General features: G+C 48.9%; 19 protein-coding genes and 2 pseudogenes. 16 read left to right on the top strand and 5 right to left on the bottom strand.

The window, feature by feature from the left end:
- Window positions 1–24 precede the first annotated feature (24 nt).
- The 7 genes from METH11B_RS0103395 to METH11B_RS0103365 all read left to right on the top strand — a co-directional run bounded on the left by METH11B_RS0103395 (window position 25) and on the right by METH11B_RS0103365 (window position 5050).
- A complete protein-coding gene (locus METH11B_RS0103395) occupies window positions 25–639 on the top strand; it encodes a MotA/TolQ/ExbB proton channel family protein (protein WP_026600792.1) in 615 nt (204 codons plus the stop codon).
- Window positions 639–1073 carry an ExbD/TolR family protein gene (locus METH11B_RS0103390; RefSeq protein ID WP_026600791.1) on the top strand — a complete coding sequence of 145 codons (435 nt, stop codon included), beginning with the start codon at window positions 639–641 and terminating at the stop codon, window positions 1071–1073. The genes METH11B_RS0103395 and METH11B_RS0103390 overlap by 1 nt, the downstream gene beginning before the upstream one ends.
- A gap of 44 nt (window positions 1074–1117) precedes the next feature.
- Window positions 1118–2071 (top strand): tetraacyldisaccharide 4'-kinase, encoded by a 954-nt coding sequence (lpxK, locus tag METH11B_RS0103385; protein WP_051427034.1) that lies wholly within the window; start codon window positions 1118–1120, stop codon window positions 2069–2071.
- Window positions 2064–2255, top strand: coding sequence for a Trm112 family protein (locus tag METH11B_RS0103380; RefSeq protein WP_020481243.1), 192 nt, complete (start codon window positions 2064–2066; stop codon window positions 2253–2255). The genes lpxK and METH11B_RS0103380 overlap by 8 nt, the downstream gene beginning before the upstream one ends.
- Window positions 2252–3028 (top strand): 3-deoxy-manno-octulosonate cytidylyltransferase, encoded by a 777-nt coding sequence (kdsB, locus tag METH11B_RS0103375; RefSeq protein ID WP_026600789.1) that lies wholly within the window; start codon window positions 2252–2254, stop codon window positions 3026–3028. The genes METH11B_RS0103380 and kdsB overlap by 4 nt, the downstream gene beginning before the upstream one ends.
- On the top strand, window positions 2998–3726 hold the full coding sequence (locus METH11B_RS0103370; RefSeq protein ID WP_155931072.1) for a hypothetical protein: 729 nt from the start codon (window positions 2998–3000) through the stop codon (window positions 3724–3726). The genes kdsB and METH11B_RS0103370 overlap by 31 nt, the downstream gene beginning before the upstream one ends.
- 850 nt (window positions 3727–4576) lie before the next feature.
- On the top strand, window positions 4577–5050 hold the full coding sequence (locus METH11B_RS0103365; RefSeq protein WP_026600787.1) for a GNAT family N-acetyltransferase: 474 nt from the start codon (window positions 4577–4579) through the stop codon (window positions 5048–5050).
- On the opposite strand, the gene METH11B_RS0103360 is transcribed toward METH11B_RS0103365, so the two are convergent.
- Window positions 5047–5511, bottom strand: coding sequence for an EVE domain-containing protein (locus METH11B_RS0103360; protein ID WP_026600786.1), 465 nt, complete (start codon window positions 5509–5511; stop codon window positions 5047–5049). The genes METH11B_RS0103365 and METH11B_RS0103360 overlap by 4 nt on opposite strands.
- A gap of 415 nt (window positions 5512–5926) precedes the next feature.
- Between METH11B_RS0103360 and METH11B_RS0103355 the strand changes: the two genes are divergently transcribed.
- The gene (locus tag METH11B_RS0103355; RefSeq protein WP_026600785.1) at window positions 5927–9742 is read left to right on the top strand and encodes a DUF1631 family protein; all 3816 of its coding nucleotides are present in this window, start codon (window positions 5927–5929) and stop codon (window positions 9740–9742) included.
- Window positions 9743–9766: 24 nt separating this feature from the next.
- On the opposite strand, the gene dnaQ is transcribed toward METH11B_RS0103355, so the two are convergent.
- Together dnaQ and ppk1 are read right to left on the bottom strand one after the other, a co-directional pair.
- Window positions 9767–10486 carry a DNA polymerase III subunit epsilon gene (dnaQ, locus tag METH11B_RS0103350; RefSeq protein WP_026600784.1) on the bottom strand — a complete coding sequence of 240 codons (720 nt, stop codon included), beginning with the start codon at window positions 10484–10486 and terminating at the stop codon, window positions 9767–9769.
- Between the two features lie 8 nt (window positions 10487–10494).
- Window positions 10495–12564 (bottom strand): polyphosphate kinase 1, encoded by a 2070-nt coding sequence (gene ppk1 / locus METH11B_RS0103345; RefSeq protein ID WP_026600783.1) that lies wholly within the window; start codon window positions 12562–12564, stop codon window positions 10495–10497.
- 126 nt (window positions 12565–12690) lie between these two features.
- Between ppk1 and cysM the strand changes: the two genes are divergently transcribed.
- The 5 genes and pseudogenes from cysM (at window position 12691) to METH11B_RS0103310 (ending at window position 18020) form a co-directional block, all read left to right on the top strand.
- Window positions 12691–13581, top strand: coding sequence for a cysteine synthase CysM (gene cysM / locus METH11B_RS0103340; RefSeq protein ID WP_026600782.1), 891 nt, complete (start codon window positions 12691–12693; stop codon window positions 13579–13581).
- A 57-nt stretch (window positions 13582–13638) separates the two neighbouring features.
- Entirely contained in the window at window positions 13639–14961 is a 1323-nt protein-coding gene (gene rlmD, locus METH11B_RS0103335; protein ID WP_026600781.1) for a 23S rRNA (uracil(1939)-C(5))-methyltransferase RlmD, read from the top strand.
- A 35-nt stretch (window positions 14962–14996) separates the two neighbouring features.
- Complete coding sequence (locus METH11B_RS0103330) at window positions 14997–15467, top strand: L,D-transpeptidase family protein (RefSeq protein ID WP_036276756.1); 471 nt, start codon at window positions 14997–14999, stop codon at window positions 15465–15467.
- Window positions 15468–15479: 12 nt separating this feature from the next.
- Window positions 15480–16283, top strand: a complete 804-nt coding sequence (gene truA, locus METH11B_RS0103325; protein ID WP_026600779.1) for a tRNA pseudouridine(38-40) synthase TruA — start codon at window positions 15480–15482, stop codon at window positions 16281–16283.
- Between the two features lie 506 nt (window positions 16284–16789).
- A pseudogene (locus METH11B_RS0103310) lies at window positions 16790–18020 on the top strand (IS256 family transposase).
- Window positions 18021–18241: 221 nt separating this feature from the next.
- Here METH11B_RS0103310 and METH11B_RS0103305 read toward each other — a convergent pair.
- Complete coding sequence (locus METH11B_RS0103305) at window positions 18242–18718, bottom strand: hypothetical protein (RefSeq protein WP_026600776.1); 477 nt, start codon at window positions 18716–18718, stop codon at window positions 18242–18244.
- Window positions 18719–19493: 775 nt separating this feature from the next.
- On the opposite strand from METH11B_RS0103305, the gene METH11B_RS29015 reads away from it, so the two are divergent.
- Window positions 19494–20558 (top strand): hypothetical protein, encoded by a 1065-nt coding sequence (locus METH11B_RS29015; protein ID WP_155931071.1) that lies wholly within the window; start codon window positions 19494–19496, stop codon window positions 20556–20558.
- Window positions 20559–21155: 597 nt separating this feature from the next.
- Window positions 21156–21335: pseudogene (locus tag METH11B_RS28320) on the top strand (tRNA pseudouridine(38-40) synthase TruA); the annotation flags it as partial.
- Here METH11B_RS28320 and METH11B_RS0103290 read toward each other — a convergent pair.
- Window positions 21309–22637 (bottom strand): AMP-binding protein, encoded by a 1329-nt coding sequence (locus METH11B_RS0103290; protein WP_026600773.1) that lies wholly within the window; start codon window positions 22635–22637, stop codon window positions 21309–21311. The pseudogene METH11B_RS28320 and the gene METH11B_RS0103290 overlap by 27 nt on opposite strands.
- A gap of 234 nt (window positions 22638–22871) precedes the next feature.
- Between METH11B_RS0103290 and METH11B_RS0103285 the strand changes: the two genes are divergently transcribed.
- The gene (locus METH11B_RS0103285; RefSeq protein ID WP_026600772.1) at window positions 22872–24098 is read left to right on the top strand and encodes an NAD(P)/FAD-dependent oxidoreductase; all 1227 of its coding nucleotides are present in this window, start codon (window positions 22872–22874) and stop codon (window positions 24096–24098) included.
- Window position 24099: the final 1 nt, after the last annotated feature.

The following is a 24099-nucleotide window of genomic DNA, read 5'->3' as shown; positions in this document are numbered from 1 at the left end:
TTTCAAGAAAGAGGGATAGACAACGTGTTTGAAGTAATCAAAAACGGCGGCTGGATGATGGCGCCGATCATCTTATGTTCCATCGTGGCGATGGCGATTATCGGTGAACGCTTTTGGTCCTTGCAGCGTAAACGCATCATTCCCGTCGATTTGGTGCCGTACATTTGGCAATTGCATCGGGATAAAAAGCTGGACGAACCGACCATTCGGCGCATCAAACTCAGTTCGCCATTAGGCCGAATTCTGGCCGCCGGCTTATTGAATCGCAAGCATGGCCGGGAAATCATGAAATCCAGTATCGAAGAAGTCGGCCGGCAGGTGACACACGAGCTGGAGCGTTATTTAAATGCACTGGGCAGCATCGCTTCAATCACGCCTTTGTTAGGATTATTGGGCACAGTGGACGGCATTATCCGGGTGTTTTCCGACATTGCGATAGGCGGGATGGGCGATCCGGCTGTGTTGAGCGGCGGTATCTCCGAAGCTTTGATTTGTACCGCTACCGGTTTAACAGTAGCTATCCCCAGTCTGTTTTTTCACCGTTATTTCGAACGGCTGGTTGACGATCACGTAGTGCGGATGGAAGAAGAATCGCTGCGCCTGATCGACATCATGCAAGGCGCCCGCGAGGATATTTAATGCAATTCCGCCGCAAACGCCGCACGCAGGTCGACATCGGCTTAATTCCGATGATAGACGTGTTGTTGGTTTTACTGTTTTTCTTCATGGTGGCCACCACCTTTCGCCATCATTCCGAACTGAAGATCAACTTGCCGGAAGCCCAAGGCAGCGATGCCACGGAACAGGGTAAAACCATCAATCTATACGTCGATGTAAAAGGCACCTATGCCTTGGCCGGCGACGACAATCAGTTTCATGAGCTGGTTAATCAAAACCTGGAAGGCTTGAAAGCGGCCTTGGCGAAAACCGCCGGCGAGTCCAGGCTGTTACCGTTCATCATCAGCGCCGACGGCAAAGCCCCGCATCAAGCTGTAGTCAGCGCCTTGGATGTGGCGAATCAATTGGGCTTTCACCACATTACTTTTGCCATCAACAGACCGGAAAAACCGTGAACAAGAAACTCGTTAAATGGTTTGAGGACGCCTGGTACAAGGAGATGTATATCTCTGCTTGGCTGATGCCCTGGTCCATGCTCTACGTCGACGCAATCCGCTTGCGGCGCTTTTTGTACCGTATGGGCATATTAAAAAAAACCAGGCTGCCGGTGCCGGTAATCATTGTCGGCAACATCACCGTGGGCGGTACCGGCAAGACGCCGCTGGTGATCTGGATGGTCGAATTCCTGAAACAAAACGGCTACAAACCCGGCGTGATTAGTCGCGGTTATGCCGGCGCCGGCAGCACCAGTCCGCAAGCCGTAACCGCCGAGAGCGACCCGGCGCAAGTGGGTGACGAAGCGGTGTTGTTAGCCAAACGTTGCGCTTGCCCGATTGTGGTGGGAGCGGAGCGAGTAGCGGCGGGCAGGCAATTACTGTCAACCAACGCCTGCGACGTGCTGATTTCCGATGACGGTTTGCAGCATTACGCGCTGGAACGCGACATCGAGATCGTGGTGATAGACGGTCAGCGTCGCTTCGGTAACGGTTACTGCCTACCGGTCGGGCCATTGCGCGAGCCGCAGGAGCGGGTCAAACACGTCGATTTGGTAGTCGTCAACGGCCCGGACGAGTTGCTGGAAGGCGAATTGCCGATGCACTGCAAAGGCCAGCAATTAATTAATTTGCAAACCGGCGAAGTTAAAGCGCTCAGTGACTTCAAAGGCATGGCCTGTCATGCACTGGCGGCGATCGGCAATCCCGCACGCTTTTTTGCGCAACTGGCCGCCGCCGGTCTGAATTGTCAAACTCATGCCTTGCCGGACCATCACCCGTTTACTGCCGAAGACTTGCAATTTAAAGAACCGCGCCCGGTACTTATGACCGAAAAGGACGCGGTGAAATGCGCCCGCTTTGCTACCGACCAGTACTGGTATTTGCCTATCGATGCCGAACTGCCCGAGGCATTTTCCCAACAACTTTTAAAACTACTCAAAGACAAAGCTCATGGATAAAAAACTGCTCGAGATTCTGGCCTGCCCGCTGTGCAAAAGCTCCCTGATTTACGACAAAGACAAACAGGAACTGATTTGCAAAGCCGACAATTTAGCCTTCCCGATCCGCGACGATATTCCGGTGATGCTGGAAGACGAAGCCCGCGAACTGAGTTTTGAAGAATCGGACGCTTTGCGTAAATGAGCGCCGGCTTTAAAGTCGTCATTCCGGCTCGCTACGGTTCTACCCGCTTGCCGGGTAAACCCTTGCTGGACATTGCCGGCAAGCCGATGATCGTCCATGTTTGCGAACGCGCATTGGAAGCCGATGCCGAGCAAGTCGTGGTGGCGACCGACGATCAACGTATCTTCGACGCGGTCGGCGGCTTAGGCTTGCAAGCAGTGATGACCGATCCCAACCACCAGTCCGGCACCGAGCGTATTGCTGAAGTGGCGCGGATTATGGGCTGGGCCGACGAGCAAATCGTGGTTAATTTGCAAGGCGACGAACCATTGATTCCTCCAGCCTACATTCGTGACGCGGCTTTGGCGTTAGCCGGCCAAGACCAGGCTGGGATTGCTACCTTGGCCGCGAAGATTTTGGATGTGGAGGAAATCTTCAATCCGAATGCGGTTAAGGTGGTTTTGGATAAAAACGGTTATGCCTTGTATTTCAGCCGGGCGGCGATTCCATGGAACCGTTCCACTTTTCCTGATAAGCACGATATCGCGTCGTCTGGTTTGCCGCATCTCAGGCATATTGGTATGTATGCTTATACGGTTGGGTTTTTGCAGCGGTATTGCGGGTGGGCTGCGTCGCCGTTAGAAAGTGTCGAGTCGTTGGAGCAGCTTCGGATTCTTTGGCATGGAGAGAGGGTTTTGGTAAAGATTGTGGATAAGACGCCGGAGGCTGGGGTGGATACGGAGGAGGATTTGGTGAGGGTTACTTGGCGTTTGCAATCAAGTGCTCAGAAGTGATCCGTAATATATTTCTGCTGAACCGGCGGATATTGTTCAGAGTTTTGGCCTTGCTATTTATTATTTCTGAAATTACTTATGCTTCAGAGCCTTATTTCAGACATTGTGACTCTGTCTTAGAATCACCTGCTTTTAAGCCGTTGAAGTTGTTTTATGATTCTCGTCCTAATGAACCGCGTCCAGATAATTGTTTTCTACTGAACAAAAGCGAGTTCTTGGTTACTGTAACCAATAGCGGGCGGATTGGTCAGGGTTTGTATTTTTATGATGGAAGCGCCAATTCATACGAGCTTGTGGGCGGACACTCTTGGCCGGATATTTCAATAAAACGTGAGTTTCTCGGCGGGAACCAAAAACGATTCGTTCTAATAAATACGTCGAATCTATATCGAGGTAATTGGGAGTATGGTTACCGGATTCTTTATCTTGTTCCAGGAAAAAAATTACAATCTTTTGCTGTTAAAGATCTTCTTTTCGCTAAGGAAAATCCGGTTTCCGGTTTTTGTGGCCATGATAGCGATGGAGTTGAACTAACGGATATTTCGACTTCTATCAATGGCTTTGATGTAGTCGGTGAAGGAAGTGAGAATGTTCGCGTTGAATTTAATGTCGAAGAGGAAGATTGTAAGACAGGTACGCATCGAAAATATAAACGGGTATTTATGCTCCAAGCAGGCGATTTTACTGAAGTCGAATAGATCATGAATTGACGCTCAACAGCTCTGTGGGCTAAATGTGTCGCTGTCGCGACAGCTAATTCTAACGTCGGTTCTCGGACCGACGACCGAGATACTTTCTTTTGCTCCGCCAAAAGAAAGTATCCAAAGAAAAGGCGGCCCGGATGCGGCTTATTCCCTGCGCTCCGAAGCTTTTGAACGGGGTTGCCTGAAGGGGCTTCCCAGCCCCTGCATGCAACGCGCCGCTTCCTTGCGGCGCCCCTACGGGCTAATCCGTTCAAAAGCTCCGGTGCTCGGCGCGGCATACGGGGAAACACCGTTGCTGTGTAGCAGGGGGATTAATGTATTCTCGTGGTCTTAACGCTCCCTCTCCTTGCGGGAGAGGGTTGGGGTGAGGGGGAAAATACTTGCAGCATTTGTTTGGACTCCCTCATTCTAACCTTCTACCTGTGGGAGAAGTGATGGTTTTGATTATTACGACAGCTTTCCCTTAGGAGTGTGGTTTAGTCCCGTATTTCGACCCCGAGCATCGCAGTTTTTTGCAGGATTAGCCCGTGAGGGGAGCGGCAGGGATGCCGCTCGTTGGCGAAGGGGCAGGAAGCCCCTTTCGCCAACCCCTGCAAAAAACTGTGAAGCGCAGGATCAGGGCGAAATCCGGGTGGCTTTTCTTTTGGATACTTTTCTTTGGCCAAACACAAATTCGCTTGGAGCGAATTTGAACAGCCGATAGGCTGGCCCGAAGGGCGAAAACCAAGGATGGTTTTCGTAGCGAAAAGTATCTCGGCAGTCGGTCCGAGAACCGACTTCAAAAGGCGTCGCGATAGCGACACCTTGTAATTTTATTCAGATTGGTTGAACCGTAGATACAACAATGACCATCATCAACCTTTCCCAAGAACCCCACCAAATCCCCACCTTAGCCCAATGGCACCAAGCCGAATGGTCAAACCTGAATCCCGGCCAAACCCTGGAACACCGCATCGAAAGAATGCAAGCTTATTTAAACGACAAATTAGTTCCGAGCACCTTCATTTACAAACATGAAGGCCAACTGGCCGGCTCCGCAGCCATCATTGAAAGCGACATGGATACACGCCCGGAACTGACGCCATGGTTAGCCAGCGTTTACGTGGCGCCCGAATACCGCCGGCAGGGTTTAGGTGCGAAGCTGGTACAACATGTCATGCTGCAAGCTCAGGCTGCCGGTTTTGCCAAACTCTATCTGTTTACACCGGATCAGGCGAATTTCTACGCAAAACTTGGCTGGACTGCAATTGCCGAAGAATATTATCGTGGTCACCGCGTCACGCTGATGAGCGTGACGCTAAATCTTTCGGAAGACTAGGCGTTCTCCAAACCGAGAATAAAGTCCCATTGCTCGGCATTCACCGGCATGATAGACAGCCGGTTCCCGCGGCGTAGCAAAGCCAGATCGGCCAGTTCGGTTTTCAGTTTCAATTCGCGCAGACTGATATTACGTGATAGCTTTCTGACAAACTTTACATCGACCATATACCAGGTAGGTTTGTCCGGATTACTTTTCGGATCAAAATGTTTGTCGTCCGGGTCAAACGCGGTAAAGTCCGGATAAGATTCGCGCACAACTTGCATGATGCCGACGATGCCTGGTTCGTCGCAGTTGGAATGGTAAAAAAACACCTGATCGCCGATTTTCATGTCGTCGCGCATCATGTTTCGGGCTTGGTAGTTGCGGACACCATCCCAATGCTCGGTTTGTTCGGGTCGGTTAAACAAGTCGTCAATGCCGAAGGTGTCGGGTTCTGATTTCATCAGCCAGTAATTCATAGATTTCCAGTTTGGGATTTGTTGTCAGGTTTTTTCATTTATCCCAAACTCAGACACAATCGGCAAGCAAAATCGCGCAAAACAGTGGCCGAAAACACCAGCAGTGTCGTGGACTCTGAATAGGGGTGGGGTTTTGAAGCCTAGCGATAGCCAGTAGCCATTGAAACCGGGCTTTGTGTGAGCTAAATATTCGCCCGAAGTGGTCTAAACTTGACAGCCAGCGGGACAGCACTCAGGCCTGTCGTGGTATAGTATCCACACCAGTATTGTCGTTAGATAGATAGTGCTTAAATAAATACATATCCGCTTCGTTAAATAATTTCAATTAGTCTATTTACGGAGTTTACAACGGCCTTTTTTAAAGAATACGGTCGGTGTCTATTACTACGGTAGTTTTTCCTATTTCATCTGATTTATGTCTGCTAGTATTAAAAAAAGCAAAAGACGTCGCTATATCAGGTATGCGATTGATCTAAACGCTTTATTGATAATCGACCAAACCGATACACTGGAATGCCGTATTCTGGATTTTTGTAGCGGTGGATTTTATCTGGTTTTTGATAAAACTCATCCGCAGATTGTTTTGCATAAAAATATAAAAATCCGCTTTTCTATTCAATTAGAGTTTGAACTAAAAACTTTTGAAGTAGATGCACAAATAACGCATATCGGCTCGACGGGAGTAGGCCTTGTCACTGAACAGATGCCCGCCACCACGTTTAATGCTTTAAGAAAAATAGCAAGTGTTGGATCGCTGGCCTCAACGCATGACAATTTAGACACTTCACCAGATAATTTAAATCAAGAAAATTATAAAAACACATTTAAACAATTTCTAATAGAAAGTTTGCCTTCATTAGTCGATAGATTTTTTGACTCGCTCGGCGATTGTATGGAAGCTGCGAATACGCATTCTGAGTTTTTTTCAAGTTCGTCGGCTTTTGATGATTTAATTACTACGCTAAAGCTGAATAGAGAGATTATTAGTAGCGAGTTTTGTTGTTCTGTTATATATCAGGTTGATTATATTTCAAGTGACAGTGAAAAAAACTCAGATGCTTTATATCATGATTCGCTTTCATTAATAGAAAAAGACGACTTTGAAGACTGGTTGAATATGTCGGCCGCTATCAGAAAGCTTAAAAACTATTTTGACGACGAGCTTAGTCTTTTAGTTAGAGAATTATGCAGAGTGTTTGGTGTATTTGACAATACGGTCAATAATCCGATTGGTCCGGCGGTTTTATGTGACAGCTTTAGGGAAATATTCTTACAGCTAGAGCTGGGGAGTAATATAAAAAAGGCGATTTATAATTGCTTCGAAAAAACCTTAATTATCGAATTACCTAATTTTTACAAGCAAGCGGCTGCGACTTTATCTAAATTTGAATCGGCACGATTGAAAATGCCGGTTCATAGCAAGCAGAGCGGCCCTGCTTTTGATGCTAAAAATAGCGAAAAGCATCAAGTTTATTTCAATGATTATTTGGATGCAGAACCGATAGCCGTTCACAAAGCCATTCAACCTTTAAGCCAGGTTACAGGCAAATTACTTAACCTGTTAAGTGAAACAATGGGTGTATCCACCGACACTAAGCAGGAGGAAAGCAGTCAGCTGATCAGCAACGCCCAACAGGTATTTGACCCTGCGGAAGTATTATCTGCGATTGCTAAAATTCAAAGGGATATTACCGCTAAATCGGGCCTTCATTTAGATACCACAACACTACAAAAAAGCCTTACCGATAAATTACAAGCTGATAATCCGGAGGCAAAATCGTTGGCCGCAAACGATGTTCAGCGTCTTGAGCTGTATGGCAGGTTTTTTGATGCCTTGTTTGGTGAGCTTGAGTTTTCTAAAGACATTAAAGATTACTTGGAAAGCATTCATTTGCCTTTATTGTCATTACCTATGCAAGGTAATGATTTTCTGGATTCCGAATCGCATCCCGCCCGCAAGATACTTAACCAGCTAGCCGTTCTGGAGCCGGCGATTAAAAGTAATCGGGTAATCAAAAATACTAATATAAAAAATACCGTAGAAAAGGCCATCGCACGGATTTCCGCTGAGTCCATTAGCAATCCTAACGTCTTCACGGAAGTGGAACATGAATTGGAAAGCGTCGCTAAGCAGTTGACCAAATCCAATGAAACCAATGTCAAACGTATTATAGAGCCCTACGAAGGCCAACAAAAATTGGAGGCGGCCAGGCTGACTATTCAGCAGGAAGTCGATAAGCGCATAGCCGGCCGCTCCGTGCCATCGATTATTCCCACGCTGCTTGGGGCGGGATGGCAAGACCTGTTAGTGATTGCCGAGTTAAATAAGGAAGCTAATCCCGAAGAAAAAGCCTCCTATCTGAAAGTTATTGACGATTTACTATTTTGGCTTTACGAACAGGATTCGTTTCTAAATATGCAATCGGTCAGCATTCATACCACACTCAAATTTATCGAAGATAATTTAGGCACGGTTTGTCCTAACTTATTCAAACGCGATAATGTTATTGAGGAGTTATTTGCTTTGCTGGTAGGCAGCGGGGTGCCAAAAGTTAGGAAACCGATGGACACCATCAGAATTCCGGCCTCGAAATCCACGAAGGATGTTATTGAATCTGAATGGGCGGTACAGGTTGCACAACTACAGGTAGGAGAATGGCTGATAATTTATAGAGGTTCGGAAGGTTTTGAGCCGATGAAACTGGTCTGGATAGGGGATGTTTTACCGATTTGCGTTTTTGTTAACCGAGATGGACTAACTAAGTTAGAACTGAGTAAGAGCGAATTAGCATTACTTTTAGAAAACGGCGGGGCTAATAGAATCGAAAGTCTGGACGTGCCCTTAATGGATCGCGCGACCAATCAAATGTTGCAAAACATGCATAGCAAGCTGATTTATAACGCAACGCACGATGCGGAAACCGACCTGCTCACCAAAGACGAGTTTATTAAACAGCTAAAAGTAGAGCTAGTTAAACTCGATAGCACCGGGCATATACTGTGTCATATAGAGGTGTTGGATTTTCGAGTCATTACCAATGTTTGCGGTGTAAATGGCGGTAAACAATTCTTAAAAACTCTCACGCATTTAATTGGCGATCAGTTGCGCGATTGCGATTTATTCGCGCGAATCGGCGATAAATCGTTTGCGGTGCTGTTAAAAGATTGCACTGCGCAAACCGCTTATGATTTAAGCAAAAAACTGTTAAAAGTCATCAGCGAATCGCGATTTCAATGGCAAGATAAAAGCTATACCATCGGTGTAAGTATTGGTTTGGTGCCGTTCGAACAGAATAATTTCGATGTTAACGAGTTGTTGCAAAATGCCGATACTGCCAGTATGTCGGCGGAGCGTTCCGGTCCGAATAATGTATTACTTTTTACGAACGATGACGAGAATTTAAAACGTCAAAATAAAATATACGAATGGATAGGCAATATTGACAAGGTGTTTTCCGAGAATAGATTGTTTTTACGTTGCCAAATGATTGCCGCTGTCGATGAAACCAGTGCTAGCCATCAACATTACGAAATTCTGCTGGGTATTAAAGACGAAAACGATAATATTATTCCGCCCGATCATTTTATACCCGCCGTGGAACGCTGTAAGCGTATGCCGGAAATTGATCAATGGGTAATTACCAATGTGTTGTTGTGGATTGAGAATAATAGAAATTATTTTGATCATATCGATGGATTCGCTATCAATCTATCCGGCCAATCCATTAATAGCGAAGAGTTTTTAGGGTTTCTTAAAGGGATATTAGACTCGACTAGCGTGCCGACAAACAAACTTACTTTCGAAGTCACGGAGACAGTTGCAGCGGAAAGTTTTTACTTAACAAATAGTTTCATCAAAGCAATCAAGCAGTTTAATTGTAAGTTTTCATTGGATGATTTCGGGTCAGGTTACTCTTCCTACTCGTATCTGAAAAATTTAAATATCGATTACCTGAAAATAGATGGGGCTTTTGTTAAAGATATTTTAAATAGTAAAGCCGATATTGCGATAGTGAAATCCATGAACGAAATCGCCCATTCTCTGGGCTTGGCAACCATCGCTGAATACGTTGAAAACGCTGAAATTAGAGAGGTTTTAAAAACCATAGGTGTCGATTTTGCACAAGGCTACGGCGTGCATAAGCCGATGCCGCTTAACGAGTTGGTCATAGAACCACCACCGAGTGCACCGCTTTTTTCATTTGAAGACACCGAGTTTTGGGGATTTTGACAGCGGCGTCTAAAAACACCCAAATTACTGTTGCCACAAACAATTGCCGCTGACTTTGGCTATTTTTGCCAGGCGCTGTTGGTGCGCCAGTTCTTCCTCACTACTACAAGCAATTATTTTTAATGGCGCTCTGTCGGCAGATAGTCGCACGATAGCTTGTTCGCTACCATTGCCGGTGTGATCGCCTTCATCCAGCAAGGAGGCCTGGCCACCAGTCATCAATAAATAGACATCCGCGAGGATTTCGGCGTCGAGCAAAGCGCCATGCAATTCGCGGTGGCTGTTGTCTATGCCGTAGCGTTTACATAAGGCATCCAAACTGTTTCGCGCGCCGGGGTGTTTTTTCCGGGCGTAAGCCAGGGTGTCGAACACAGTGCTGTTGGTTTCAACGCGGCGTTGTTCGCCGGCTAACAGAGCCAATTCGTGATTCAAGAAGCCGACGTCAAACGGTGCGTTGTGAATAATCAGCTCCGCGCCCTGGGTAAAACGCAGAAAGTCTTCGACCACATTGGCGAAGCGAGGCTTATCTTTTAAAAACTCGTTGGTGATGCCATGCACTTCGATAGCGCCGGCATCGATTTCCCGGTCCGGATTCAGATAGACGTGAAAATGATTACGGGTCAAACGCCGGTTAATCAGTTCCACGCAGCCGATTTCGATAATCTTATGGCCTTCCTTGGGGTTGATGCCGGTGGTTTCGGTATCCAGTACCACTTGGCGGATTTGGCGGGGTTGTTGACTCATGGCGTATCCTATCCGCAAAACGCTTTGAGCAATTCGCTTTGCACTTGATAAATGGGTTGATCGCCGGCGCGCAAATGCCGGTATTGGCCGTCGCTTTGCAGTTGCCAGGCTTGGGCGTTATCTCTGAGATACGCATCCAGGTCGTTTAGAATTCGTTCCGCAATCCGCTTGTCGGCGATAGGGAAACAGACCTCCACGCGGCGGAACATATTGCGGTTCATCAAATCGGCGCTCGAGGCGTATACAGCCCAGTCGCCGCCGTTGCAAAACGCATAGATGCGGGTATGTTCCAGGAAGCGGCCGACGATGGAGCGTACTTCGATATTCTCAGAAACACCCGGCACGCCGGGGCGTATACAGCAAACCCCGCGCACGATCATTTTGATTTCCACGCCGGCTTGCGAGGCGCGGTACAGGGCTTGTATGGCCTGCTCCTCAACCACGGCATTGACCTTGATGATAATCTTGGCCGGCTTGCCTTTTTTGGCGTTCTCGATTTCCCTGTCAATCATCTTCATGATGCCGTGATGCAAAGTGAACGGCGATTGCAGAAGTTTATTGAGTTTGCTGACCTTGCCTAAACTGGTCAATTGCATGAATACCCGGCGCACGTCTTCGCCTAGTTCTTTTTCGCAGGTAAACAACCCATAGTCGGTATAAAGCCGGGCGGTTTTTGGATGGTAGTTGCCGGTGCCCAGATGCACATAATTACGTAATGTGCTGCCTTCCTTGCGCAAGACCATGCACATTTTTGCGTGGGTTTTATACCCAACCACGCCATATACCACGTGCGCGGCGGCTTCTTGCAGTTTCGCGGCCAGACCGATATTGTCTTTTTCATCGAAACGCGCCCGCAACTCGATGACAACCGTGACTTCCTTACCGGCGCGGGCAGCCTTGATCAACGCTGCAACGATAGGCGAGTCCACGCCGGTCCGATACAAGGTTTGTTTGATGGCTAATACATCCGGATCCGCAGCGGCTTGACGAATGAAATCCACTACCGGCGAGAAAGACTCGTACGGATGATGTAACAAAATATCCTGCTTGCGGATGCTGGCAAAAATGTCCTTATTGCGACCTAGCGCTGACGGTGTGCTGGATTTAAACGGCGTAAATTTCAGATCGGGCCTTTCGACCATGTTCAATATAGTTTGGATACGGCTTAGATTGACCGGGCCGTTGGCTAAAAATAGTCGGTCAGGTTTTAAATCAAAACGCGCTAACAAGAAATTCACAGTTTCTTCGGGACAATTGCCGTCGATTTCCAGACGCACTTCATCGCCGTAATTGCGCATCGCCAATTCGCCTTCCACGGCCAACATCAAGTCGTCGATCGCGTCGTCGTCGACAAAAAAATCGCTGTTGCGCGTGACCCGGAATTGATAGCAGCCCTTAACCATCATGCCGTTGAACAACTCGTTGACGAAAGCATGAATAATGGAGGACAGAAACACAAAATCGTAAGGGCCGCTATCGGTATCTGTGACAGGTAATTGCACAATACGGGGCAGGGCACGCGGCGCCTGCAAAATCGCCCGGCCGCTGTTCCGCCCAAACGCGTCTTTGCCGGTGAGGGAGATGATGAAATTTAAACTCTTGTTCAAAATCCGCGGAAACGGGTGGGCGGAATCGAGCCCGACCGGAGTCAGAATCGGCAACAGCTCTTCGTTGAAATATTTTTCCAACCAGATTTTTTGCGCCGGGCTCCAGCGGTCACGCCGCAGGAAACGAATATTTTCGGTTTCCAGGCAGGGGATCAGTACTTCGTTAAGCACCCGATATTGCTCGGCGACCAGTTCGTGGGCTTTGATCGAGATTTTTTCGAATTGCTCGTTAATGGTTAAGCCGTCGGAACTGACCAGATTAGGATCCATTTCCGCCATTTGTATCAAGCTGGCGACGCGTACTTCGTAAAACTCGTCCAGGTTGGAACAAGAAATGCATAAGTAATTCAGCCGTTCCAATAGGGGCAGCGTTTCGTCCAGGGCTTGAGCGAGCACCCGAAAATTGAACTCCAATAAGCTGTGTTCGCGGTTGATATAAAGCTCGGGACTAGTTAGATCGATTGATTCCATGTCGGCTGCTGGTTGGATTGGGGTCAGTCGATTATAAATGAAATTTTTTAGCCTTGGGTTACAGCGGCGCTTGAGGTCTGGAACTTGCTATAATCGCCGCCGTAACCTTAACCGGACGTTAAAGTCATGAATTTCCCAACCATAGAATCTTTTGTCGGAAATACGCCATTGGTGCGTCTGCAACGCCTGCCGGTCGCCGGCGGCAATACTATTTTGGTGAAGCTGGAAGGTAACAATCCGGCTGGTTCGGTTAAAGACCGCCCAGCCTTAAGTATGATTCAACATGCCGAAGCGCGCGGCGAGATCAAGCCGGGTGACCGCTTGATCGAAGCCACCAGCGGCAATACCGGCATTGCCTTGGCGATGGCGGCGGCGATTAAGGGTTATAAGATGACCTTGATCATGCCGGACAATATGAGCTCGGAACGCATCGCGTCAATGAAATCCTACGGCGCGGAAATCATCCTGACGCCAGCAAAAGGCAGCATGGAAGGCGCTATCGATTTAGCTCGAGCCATGGAAGCGCGCGGCGAGGGGCGGATTCTGGATCAATTCGCCAACCCCGATAATCCGTTGGCGCATTACGAAGGTACCGGCCCAGAAATCTGGCGCGACACGCACGGCAAAATTACGCATTTCGTCAGCTCTATGGGCACTACTGGTACCATTATGGGCACTTCCCGATATTTGAAAGAGCAAAATCAAGATATTCAAATCGTCGGCGTGCAGCCGGAAGGTGACTCAAAAATCCCCGGCATTCGCCGTTGGCCTAAGGAATATTTACCCAAAATATTTGAATCGGTAAGGGTGGATAGCATCATCGAAGTCAATCAGCTGAACGCGGAAAACACCACGCGAGCCTTGGCGGCGGAAGAGGGCATTTTTGCCGGCGTTTCGTCCGGCGGCGCAGTTTACGCTGCTTTGCAATTGTCTCAACAAGTTGAAAATGCCTTGATCGTGGCGATAGTCTGCGATAGGGGCGACCGCTATTTATCCACCGGCATTTTTCCAACCTAAACAACACAGCTTTATATTGGGTTACACCACGCTAACCCAAGCTACCCAATCGAGCAAATGGCCCACAAGAAAAAACTCCCCTTAGACCCCGTCACCGTTACCATAGAATCTTTGTCTCACGATGGCCGTGGTGTCAGCCATGTCAACGGCAAAGTTGTGTTCATCGATGAAGCCTTGCCCGGCGAAACCCTGGAATTTGTCTATACCGACAGCCGCAAAGATTACGCGGAAGGAAAGGTGGTTAATTTACTGACCCGTTCGGAACATCGGGTAGAGCCTGCTTGTCCGCATTTCGGCAGTTGCGGCGGTTGCAGTTTTCAACACGTTGACGACGCCGAACAGATCAACTTTAAAGAAGACTTGCTCCGCGATCAGTTCCGCCGCATCGGCAAAGTTGAGATTCCGCAAATCTGGGAAGCGCTGACCGGCCCGCATTGGGGTTATCGTAGCAAAGCCCGGATGGGCGTGAAGTGGGTGGCGAAAAAGAATCGGGTGTTAGTGGGCTTTCGTGAACGGCGTAATCCATTTTTAGCGGAAATCGATAGCTGCAAAGTGATGAATCCCATCGTCGGCGAAAAGCTGATTGCCCTAGGCGAGATGATCGCTGGTCTAACAGTGAAAGATAAAATTCCGCAAATCGAAGTCGCTATTGGCGACAACGAATGCGTGCTGGCGTTTCGAGTACTGGAACCGCCTACCGACGCCGATAAACAGAGGCTGCGCGAATTTGCCCATCAGCATCAGGTCAGCATTTGTTTGCAACCAAAAGGTCCTGATACTATCGTGCCTTTGGACGGCGAACCGGAAGTCATCCCGAGTTATGCCCTAGCCGAGCAGGGCGTTAAATTCAATTTCCGTCCGGCGATGTTCACCCAGGTCAATTACCAAATTAATCAAAAAATGGTGACCCGTGCCTTGGCAGCGCTGGAATTGACCAAGGACGATAGGGTGTTGGATTTATTCTGCGGTTTGGGTAACTTCACCCTGCCGCTGGCAACCCAGGCCGGACAGGTGGTGGGGGTGGAAGGCGACTTGCCGCTGGTCAAACATGCCCGCGAAAATGCTAAGTTGAATAATCTGGACAATGTCGAGTTTCATGTCTCCGATTTGACCAAGGACCTGAAAGACCAACCCTGGTCAAAGCAAAAGTTCACTAAAGTGTTGCTGGATCCTTCTCGGGCCGGTGCATCGGAAGTGTTACACAACTTAAAACACTGGCGGCCGGAGCGCATCGTTTACGTGTCTTGCAATCCGTCTACATTGGCACGCGATGCCGGGATTTTGGTAAACGAGCTGGGTTACAAGCTGGTGAAGGCTGGGGTGATGGATATGTTTCCGCAAACCGCGCACGTCGAATCGATAGCCTTGTTTGTAAAATGATTCCCGGTGCTGAGGCAGCCAACACAGCACGGTATATGGAGGTTTCCATTGCCGAGCAACGCCTGCGTTTATTAGACAATGGCGCGCTGCTTGCCGAGTTTCCGGTGTCTACCGCCAAAAACGGTCCCGGTGAGAAAAAGGGTAGCTACTGCACGCCTACCGGCTGGCATAAAATCCGCGCCAAAATCGGTGCAGGCTTGCCGATCAATAGCGTGCTGGCCGGCCGTCGACCGACCGGCGAAATCTACACGCCCGAATTAGCCTTGCTGCATCCGCAACGCGACTGGATCCTTAGTCGCATTCTCTGGTTGGGAGGCCTGGAACCCGGCAAAAACCGCTACGGCGATGTCGATTCCACTTGGCGCTACATCTACATTCACGGCACCCCGGATGGGCTGATGCAAGGCAAGCCGGAATCGCATGGGTGCCTGCGCATGCTTAACGCCGACGTCATTACCTTATTCGACTACGTCGCGGTTGGTTGCCGGGTATGGATTCATGAATAGTTACCTAATTTTATGCCGCGCATCGTTTTAGGCATCGAATACGACGGCAGTGCCTATGCCGGCTGGCAATGGCAAAACGGTAAAGCCACTGTGCAAGGCCAACTGGAACAGGCCTTGAGTAAAATTGCTAATCAGCCGATTACTGTTCTTTGCGCGGGCCGCACCGATGCCGGCGTCCATGCTTTAGAACAGGTGGTACATTTCGATTGTGAGGTCGAGCGTGACATGCATGCTTGGCTGATGGGCGGTAATAGTCAATTGCCCGACGATATTCGCATCACGTGGGCGCAATTGGCGCTCGGTGATTTTCATGCGCGTTACAGCGCCATCGCTCGTGCTTATCGATATGTGATTCTGAATCGACCCATGAAGTCGGCCTTATTAAGAACCCAGGCCACCTGGTGCTACCAGTCGTTGGACGAACAGGCCATGCATCAGGCGGCGCAAGCACTGCTGGGCGAACACGACTTTTCCTCGTTCCGCGCGCAAAGTTGTCAGTCGGTGAGTCCCAATCGTTTAATGCATTTTATCGATGTCTACCGAGACGAGCAGCGAGTGATCATTGATTTATGCGCCAACGCTTTTCTGCATCATATGGTGAGAAATATCGCCGGAGTACTGATGGAAATCGGCATGGGGCGAAGGTCTGGCGCTTGGACCAGCGAGTTGTTGGCTATTAAAGACCGCTCACAAGCGGCAGTCACCGCGCCCCCTCATGGCTTGCACCTGGCAGCCGTGTATTATCCTGAATGTTACGGCATAGGCAAAAATGCGCTATTTGATAAATTACCGGCCGGAGTGAAACGCTATGATTGAAATCTAGCTTGCAGAGAACATTGTTGTTCTCGTGGACCCTGCGCTGTTGGGGAATATTCGGCCCGTCCGCGCAGCGGAACAATCCGCCTGATTGCGTCATCCCCATCCGTATCGCCATGAACGAAGGCCTATTCATGCGCGGAATCGATTCCAACAAGGCCCACACCCCGGGTGCCAAAATAGCAGGCTACTGGTTCGGTAAAACACCGTCAGTTGACTACTTATCCGATAAAAGCAAGTTTTATACTATAAAGATTTGGCAATTCGCCATGGCCGTATACTTGGCAGAATGGCGCGCAAGCCATTTTACAACGCTCTAAAACTAATAAGGCATTCAGGCAAGTAATGTTAACTTGCGCATTCATAGTTGTGGCTTGCCCTTTGGCCTTTAGACTTAGCACTTAAGCCATTTCGGCTAGTGCTTTTGGCAAAACGCCGAGGGTGTAAGAATTTTTGTGTAAACGGCCCTGAGGTAGGAAACTACCGATCCTGACAAGGAGGAAACCATGACCGTATCATCAAAAGCCATACCGGATGACCTACTCGACGCCTTGATGTCGCACTATCAAAAACCCGAGGACCTGATCGGTGCCAATGGTCTGCTGAAGCAGTTGACCAAAGCGATAGTCGAACGGGCCCTGGAAGCGGAAATGACCGCGCACTTGGGCCAAGTGTAAGCATGAGGCGGTGACCAACGCCAGCAGCAATGCCCGAAACGGCAAAAGCCGGAAAACGCTGAAAGGTGACTTCGGCGACTTGCCTATCGAGATTCCCCGCGACCGTCATGGCGAATTCGAACCGCAGATCATTCCTAAGCATCAACGGCGCTGGACCGGTTTCGACGATAAGATCATTTCGTTATATGCCCGAGGACTGACGGTACGGGAAATCCAAGCCCATTTATTCGAGCTTTACGGCACCGAGGTATCCCCCACCTTGATTTCCTCGGTGACCGACGCGGTACTCGAAGAGGTGGGCGTCTGGCAAAGCCGCCCGCTGGATCCGATTTACCCGATTGTGTACCTCGACTGTCTGCATACCAAAGTGCGCGATAGTGGCAGCGTGCGGGTCAAGGCCGTCTATCTGGCCATCGGTGTCAATCTGGACGGCCACAAAGAAGTGCTGGGGCTGTGGATTGCCCAAAGCGAAGGCGCCAAATTTTGGTTGCAAGTGGTCACCGAGCTCAAGAACCGTGGCGTCAACGACATCTTTATCGCCTGTGTCGATGGTCTGAAGGGATTTCCGGAGGCTATCGAAACCGTGTTTCCCAAAGCGGCCGTTCAACTGTGTATTGTCCACTTGGTCCGTCATAGCCTCAACTATGTCAGCTACAAAAGGCGCCAGTCGGTTGCCGACGACCTCAAGCAGATTTATCGAGCCGCAACGGCGAGGGAAGCCGAGCAAAAGCTGACCGAATTCGAGGCCAACTGGCTGGAGACCTATCCCACGATCGCCCCCATCTGGCGACGAAACTGGGGGCACATCATCCCTTTTTTTGACTATCCGCCCGAGATTCGCAAGGTGATCTACACCACCAATACCATCGAATCGGTGAATCGAAGTCTGAGAAAAATCATGAAAAACCGCGCGGTCTTCCCCAGTGATGACGCCTTGTCCAAACTGCTCTATTTGGCGTTGCGCAATATCAGCCAAAATTGGACCATGCCCGTCTACGATTGGAAAGCCGCTTTGAATCGGTTTAGTATTCAGTTCGAAGATCGCTTCCCTAGCCATTAAACCAAACTACCGTTTACACAAAATTTGGGACACTCCCAAAACGCCTTGCCCGCGAAGCAATTTACCTTGCGGGCAAGGCTTTGAGCATGGCGTTTGGCTCTAATACGCTTGCGGCTTTAGTGCAAAGGCTTGCAAGCCATTCTTATCGCTATTCCGACGGAGTGCGAAGGCTAGGCGGAAAGCCAGAAAGCTTCGCAGGTCAGCCTATTTGCTAATCGTGTTTAGCTCGCAAGATGAGTGGCTTGGGTTTTTGGCTTGCCGCCACGGTTAAATCGGACAGACATCGCTTGCCGTAACGTTTCCAAGCCCGCGCCTTTGCCGGCGATTTTCAACGAGGCATAAGCATCCAGGCTAAAACTATAAATATCACTGCCTAGCGCCATGTCGGTATCTTCGCCTCTGCTCAATAAATCGCGCAAGCGATGCAGGCGAGGGCGGAGATTATCGAGAGTAGCTAGATCGACTTGCGCTTCAAGCATATCGAGACCCGGCGGAATTGCTTGCGTATTTTGGGTGGCCACCGTCAGCGTCTGGCGACAGAACGCTTCGGTTTTATCGCCCATTTTCAAGATGGTGCGGCGCTCTTCGGGGGTTAAAACCAGGAAGCCGGCGAAGCGTTCTTCCAAGGTCTTAAGCGCGGTGTCTATATCTGTCAGATCATTGTCGGAAAGGCTTAAAGAAATCAGATGTTGACTCATGTTTATCTCCTTTTGGTGTGGCTGATGCTGCGGATAAAAGGGGCTTTGTCAGCAGAGGAAAAGCGTAGGCTATATTTAGAAAAGCGCGTGATATTATTTGCTAGGAAACGGTGTGATTTTGGTGGAATCTGATTTCCAAGCTCTGGTTTGCAATCGGCGGCAGGCGGCCAATACCCGACTGTCGGACTCACTATCCAATTTTGACAGTTAAGGCAACCGGTGGCCGACTCGACTGTCCGGTATTCGGCGAGAAAATTGACTTTATGTCTGCCCACTATTCGTGGTGGGGATCAGCGCGGAGGGGCCGGGTTAACTGGTATTCCTACCGCGAACTATCAGTTTTAATTTCTTGATGGCGGCAAATGAACGTAATTCTGCCATTCCATCGCCGACTAATCAAAGCCACTAATATTTTTATTGCTCAGCGACTTAGTACATTTGTACTGGTACAAATGTAACGTTGATTAATGACACTATATATTACAAGATTAAACTCAAATGAATTGGTGTTATCGGCCAATTACGGACGACTGCAGTCAGTGGTCAACGGCGAATCTTGATCAATAGCAGCACTTGAATAGTGGATATAGATGTAGGACGCACCATTTTTAGATTTTGAGAAGAGTATTTTAAATGCGCAAATTATTGTTTTTTTAGATTATTTCTCTGCTGCAGAGCTTGTCCTTATGTAGTGATCTATATCTATGCTACTATTTCCTTGCAATTTGTATTTTTGAAATGAATGCTTATCTAATTTAATAAAATAGGACAGAATATGAAAATAAAATCTATTGCTTTATTAACTCTAGTTTTTCCGATAATATCGAATGCGAATTCCGATTCATGCAACGCCCTTTTAAACGTTGGCTTATACAATACAACCATTGCAAGTAGCGCCACTGATGCACATTCATTGGCATTATCTACTTTCTGTTCATTCGACTATAATAACAGCTTTATTTCGAGCGCCCAATCAGCACAAATTGAAGCTTCGTATGGTTTATTTTCAGGTGGCGCAGGTGGTTCTGCTAATCGTCAAGAAATTATTACAAAGCAATCTCAAGTATGTACTTCTGGCTTTAACAGTAGCGCATATTCTAATAAGGCATCTAGTTATTCTCAGTCCGTTTATCAAGGCACATTGGATGCCTGGAATAAATGCCAACAAATAGCGAATAAGGGACTTGTGTTTGAAGTACAGCCAACAAGTACCATGCAGGGTATCGGCGTTTCTATAACAGCTCCTTCAGGGTTCGATGCCACTTTTTTTGGCGTGAACCAAATCGGCTCAGGCACATCTAAATGCACAATAAACGAGAATGGTAATGTAATTACCTCTATTGATAAAAATCCGTTTAAATTCACTGCGTCTTCTAAAGTTACGGTAATATGTAAAAGAAATATGGATAAGCATGGCAATGATTTAAGCGCGGATCAGCAAGATTTAATATTTGTGACAAGTGCGGACAATTTGACAGTCCCTTTACCTGCTATTGGTGCTTTTTCTCGTGTAACCGCAGATAAGATCAAAGAAGATGCTATAACTAGCTCTAACAATACAGCCAACCAAAATGCTCAAACTTTATTTTCCCAAATCAATAATAGTACAACTAGTTTAGTTAGTTCATTACAATCACAAATTACTAGTTTGCAAAATGGTGTTGCTTTAACAACTACAATACCAAAATCTGTTGCAAATGCGGCAGTAAGTGGTTGTATCGATGGGCCGCAAATTGATTGTGCTGCTGCTGCTCATAGATATTGCTTATCTCAAGGATACAAAGGCGGTTTTCCACAAGAATGGGACGGCACAAACATAACTCTTATCTGTGTTAAATAGTCAGCAATCGAGTTACTCCGAAAGGCTGAATATTTAACGCATCTGCAATTGCTGCTGTCACTTAACTTAACCTTTAGGCAACATCACAGGCCGGAATATAACCTCAAGCTGTCATTGTAATTTCAAGCCCAGTGGCAGCTTGGGGTCGATTGTTACAAATTTTTACTTCAAAAAGCCGTCATTCGCCAATAGCGTAATCTTATCGGGATCGGTGGCCGGTAAGGGGAAATATGCGATTTATTGGATTTAATCTCGGGAGATTTAGGCGACGGGTGGACTTTTCCGAGCACGCACAGTGCGAATTCCAATCAAAATCCCCGCTCACTACTACAAAACCACTCAAACTTTGCATACCGACGTTGGCCAAAGAATAAGCGCGTAGCGCAGCTGAGCTAGGCCGTGATCGAGCTTGTCGATTTCACCGGGTCCTGGCAGCGAGTCGATTTTATGGGGTGGGTGTAGAGCCAACATGAAGCAAAAATTCTGATTCGCTGGGCGTCGGCTAATAGTAGGATACGGCTTGGTTTTCAGGCGCATTATCTTTGCCTATGCCTCCACGTCCAATCGACCCTAACACCCTAGCGGCTTCGCGGCTATGTCAGGAATATCGCCGGGGTGCTGATAGAGATTGGTATGGGCCGCAGGTCGGTAGAGTGGACAAACGAGTTGCAGGCGATTCGGGACCGCTCCCAAGCGGCGATGACCGCACCGCTTCGCGGTTTGCATCTAGCGGCTGTGTATTACCCAAATTCAACTGCGTTCACCCAAACCCGCTAACAGCTTTTCCAGTTCGATTTTTGCAAGTTTACCTGTGCCGTTGCGCGGAATCTCGGTAACGAAATGAATTTTTCGCGGCAGAAACACCTCATCCAGATAAGGCTGTAAGCCCAGCCGAATGGTTTGTTTGCTTAGTCCGCTGACCACGACAGCGGCCAATCGGCCATTGTCCTGGGTAAAACAAAAGCCGTCTTCCACGCCGTCTATATCCTGCAAGCGACGGTTCAGTTCGGTCAAGGAAGCACGCTTGCCACCGATTTTCACCATGTCCTGATCCCGGCCCAATACCGAAAAGCGGCCGTCGGCTTGGATTTGCAGCGTGTCTTGCAAAGGCACTACGCCGGCTAAATGCGCGGCTTGCAGACAGGTTTGTCCGTTTTTATCTTGACGCAATCTGCAGCCGGCGTAGGGTCGCCATTGGTTTTCAATTAATGTCTCGCGGCTGGCAAACGACAGGGTTTCGGTGCTGCCATAGATTTCACGCGGGGATTGCCCTAAAATTGCCGCCGTTTCACCGGCCAGCTTTTCGGACAAAGTGTCGGTAGCAGAAATAATGCCGGCCAGATTGTCCCAGGCGGCGTTGGTTTTGATTAAGGATCGCAAATGGGTGGGCGTGGAAGCCAATACCGTCGGCCATGGCGCGGTTTTAATCGTTTGGCGGATGTCTTCGGCGAAGAAAGGGCGGCCATCGTGCAGCACCAGTTGGGAAAACAACGGCCAAAATACCGAAGTTTCCAGGCCGTACATGTGTTGCGGCGGGGTGGTCGAAAGTATCAATAGTTGTTGTTCTGCTAATCCCAGACTGCTTAATGCCATTTCGGCAGATGTTTTGAAGGTATTCAGGCTGTGCGGGCAGGGCTTGGGTTTGCCGGTGCTACCGGAGGTGAAGGCGATTACGGCGGTGCGCTGCCAATCTAAATGCGGTGACGATGCTGCGGTTGCAGAGTTTGGCGCGATGACTTCGAACCAATCCAAACCTGTTTGCTGCGGAGCGTGTTCTCTGGCGATATACGCGCCGGGATAGTCGCGTAGAATTTCCAGGATAACCGCCATTTGCCCGGCGGGTGGCAGCAGGCAAATCTGCCCGCGTACCGTGGCTGCTAACAGGCAGAGACAAAATAGGTAGCGGTTTTCGCATAAATTAAATTGATAGGGCTGATCCGGCAATTGCGCGGCCAGGGCCGTCACGTCGGCCCATAAATTGCCGCGGCTTACCACTTGGCCGTTGTAGAGGGCAAACGGCGCTGTGTGGTTGGAATCGATTGGTGTCTGTGGGGCGGGGATTTTGTGGGATTCCTGCATGGAATGGGCTTTATTCTATTCGGTGCAATGCCGTTAAGTTATGCTTTGGCGTTGTTAATTCCCCTCTTTGAAAAAGAGGGGCAGGGGAGATTTCATAAATAAATCCCCCTCGAGCCCCTTCATGCCCATATGGGTACTTTTCCAACAGGGGAAGAACGTTAACTTAGCGGCATTGCCGCTGTTTCTGAATTTTTACTGGACGTATTTTAACCGGATAAGAGGGTTGGTAAGTAAATGGATGCAGATGTATTGATTATCGGGGCCGGCCCCTCCGGCAGCGTGGCTGCCAAGATGCTGAAACAACTCGGTCACCAAGTGGTGATTCTGGAAAAGGAACAGTTTCCGCGCTTTTCGATTGGCGAAAGCCTGCTACCGCAGTGCATGGCTTTCATGGAAGCCGCTGACATGCTGCCGGCGGTGACGGCGGAAGGTTTTCAATTCAAAAACGGCGCGGCATTTTCCAGAGCCGGCAAACTGACCGAATTCGATTTCACCCAGAAATTCAGCCCAGGCTGGGGCACCACCTTTCAAGTACCGCGCGCCCATTTCGATAAGGTGTTGGCCGATAGCGCCGAAGCGGCCGGCGTGCCCATTCATTACCAACAAACAATTCTGGCAGCCGATTTTAGTAATCCCGGGCATGCCAGCCTGACCAGCGTGGATGCCAGCGGCGTACACAAGGAATGGCGCGCAAAAATGGTATTGGATGCCAGCGGTTTTGGCAGGGTCTTGCCAAGATTGTTGGATCTGGAAACGCCTTCTTCGTTGTCGCCGCGGCGCGCGCTGTTCACGCATATCGAAGATCGGATTACTGTATCTGATTACGACCGCAATAAAATTCTAATTGCTATTCATCCGGAATTTCATGAAGTCTGGTACTGGCTGATTCCGTTTAGTAACGGCAGAAGCTCGCTGGGTGTCGTGACGCCAGCCGGTTTTCTGGACCAGCGCAGCGGCGAGCCGTTGGACGTGCTGAAAGAAATGGCGATGGAGGAGCCGCGGCTCGCTGAGTTATTGACCAACGCCCGTTTCGATACGCCCGCTAATACCATCGGCGGCTACTCGGCCAACGTCAAGCAACTCTATGGCCAGGGTTTTGCCTTACTCGGCAATGCCGGCGAGTTCTTGGATCCGGTGTTTTCATCCGGTGTGACAATTGCGATGAAATCAGCCGCGCTGGCCGTGCCCTTGGTTAACCGGCAATTACGCGGTGAGCCGGTAAACTGGTCTGTCGAATACGAACAGGCTTTGCGCAAGGGCATAGAAGTGTTTCGGGCTTATGTGGAGGCTTGGTACGATGGCCGTTTCCAACAAATCATTTTTGAAGAAGATCAGTTGGCCAGCGTCAAGGCCATGATTTGTTCCATCCTGGCCGGCTATGCGTGGGACGAAGCAAACCCGATGACGCAGCGCTCCGCCAAAAAAATCGAGGCCATCCTGGCAACTTATCAAACTGCCTGAA

The sequence above is a fragment of the Methylomonas sp. 11b genome (assembly GCF_000515215.1).
GTDB lineage: Bacteria > Pseudomonadota > Gammaproteobacteria > Methylococcales > Methylomonadaceae > Methylomonas.
This window is presented reverse-complemented; position numbering and strand designations above follow the sequence as displayed.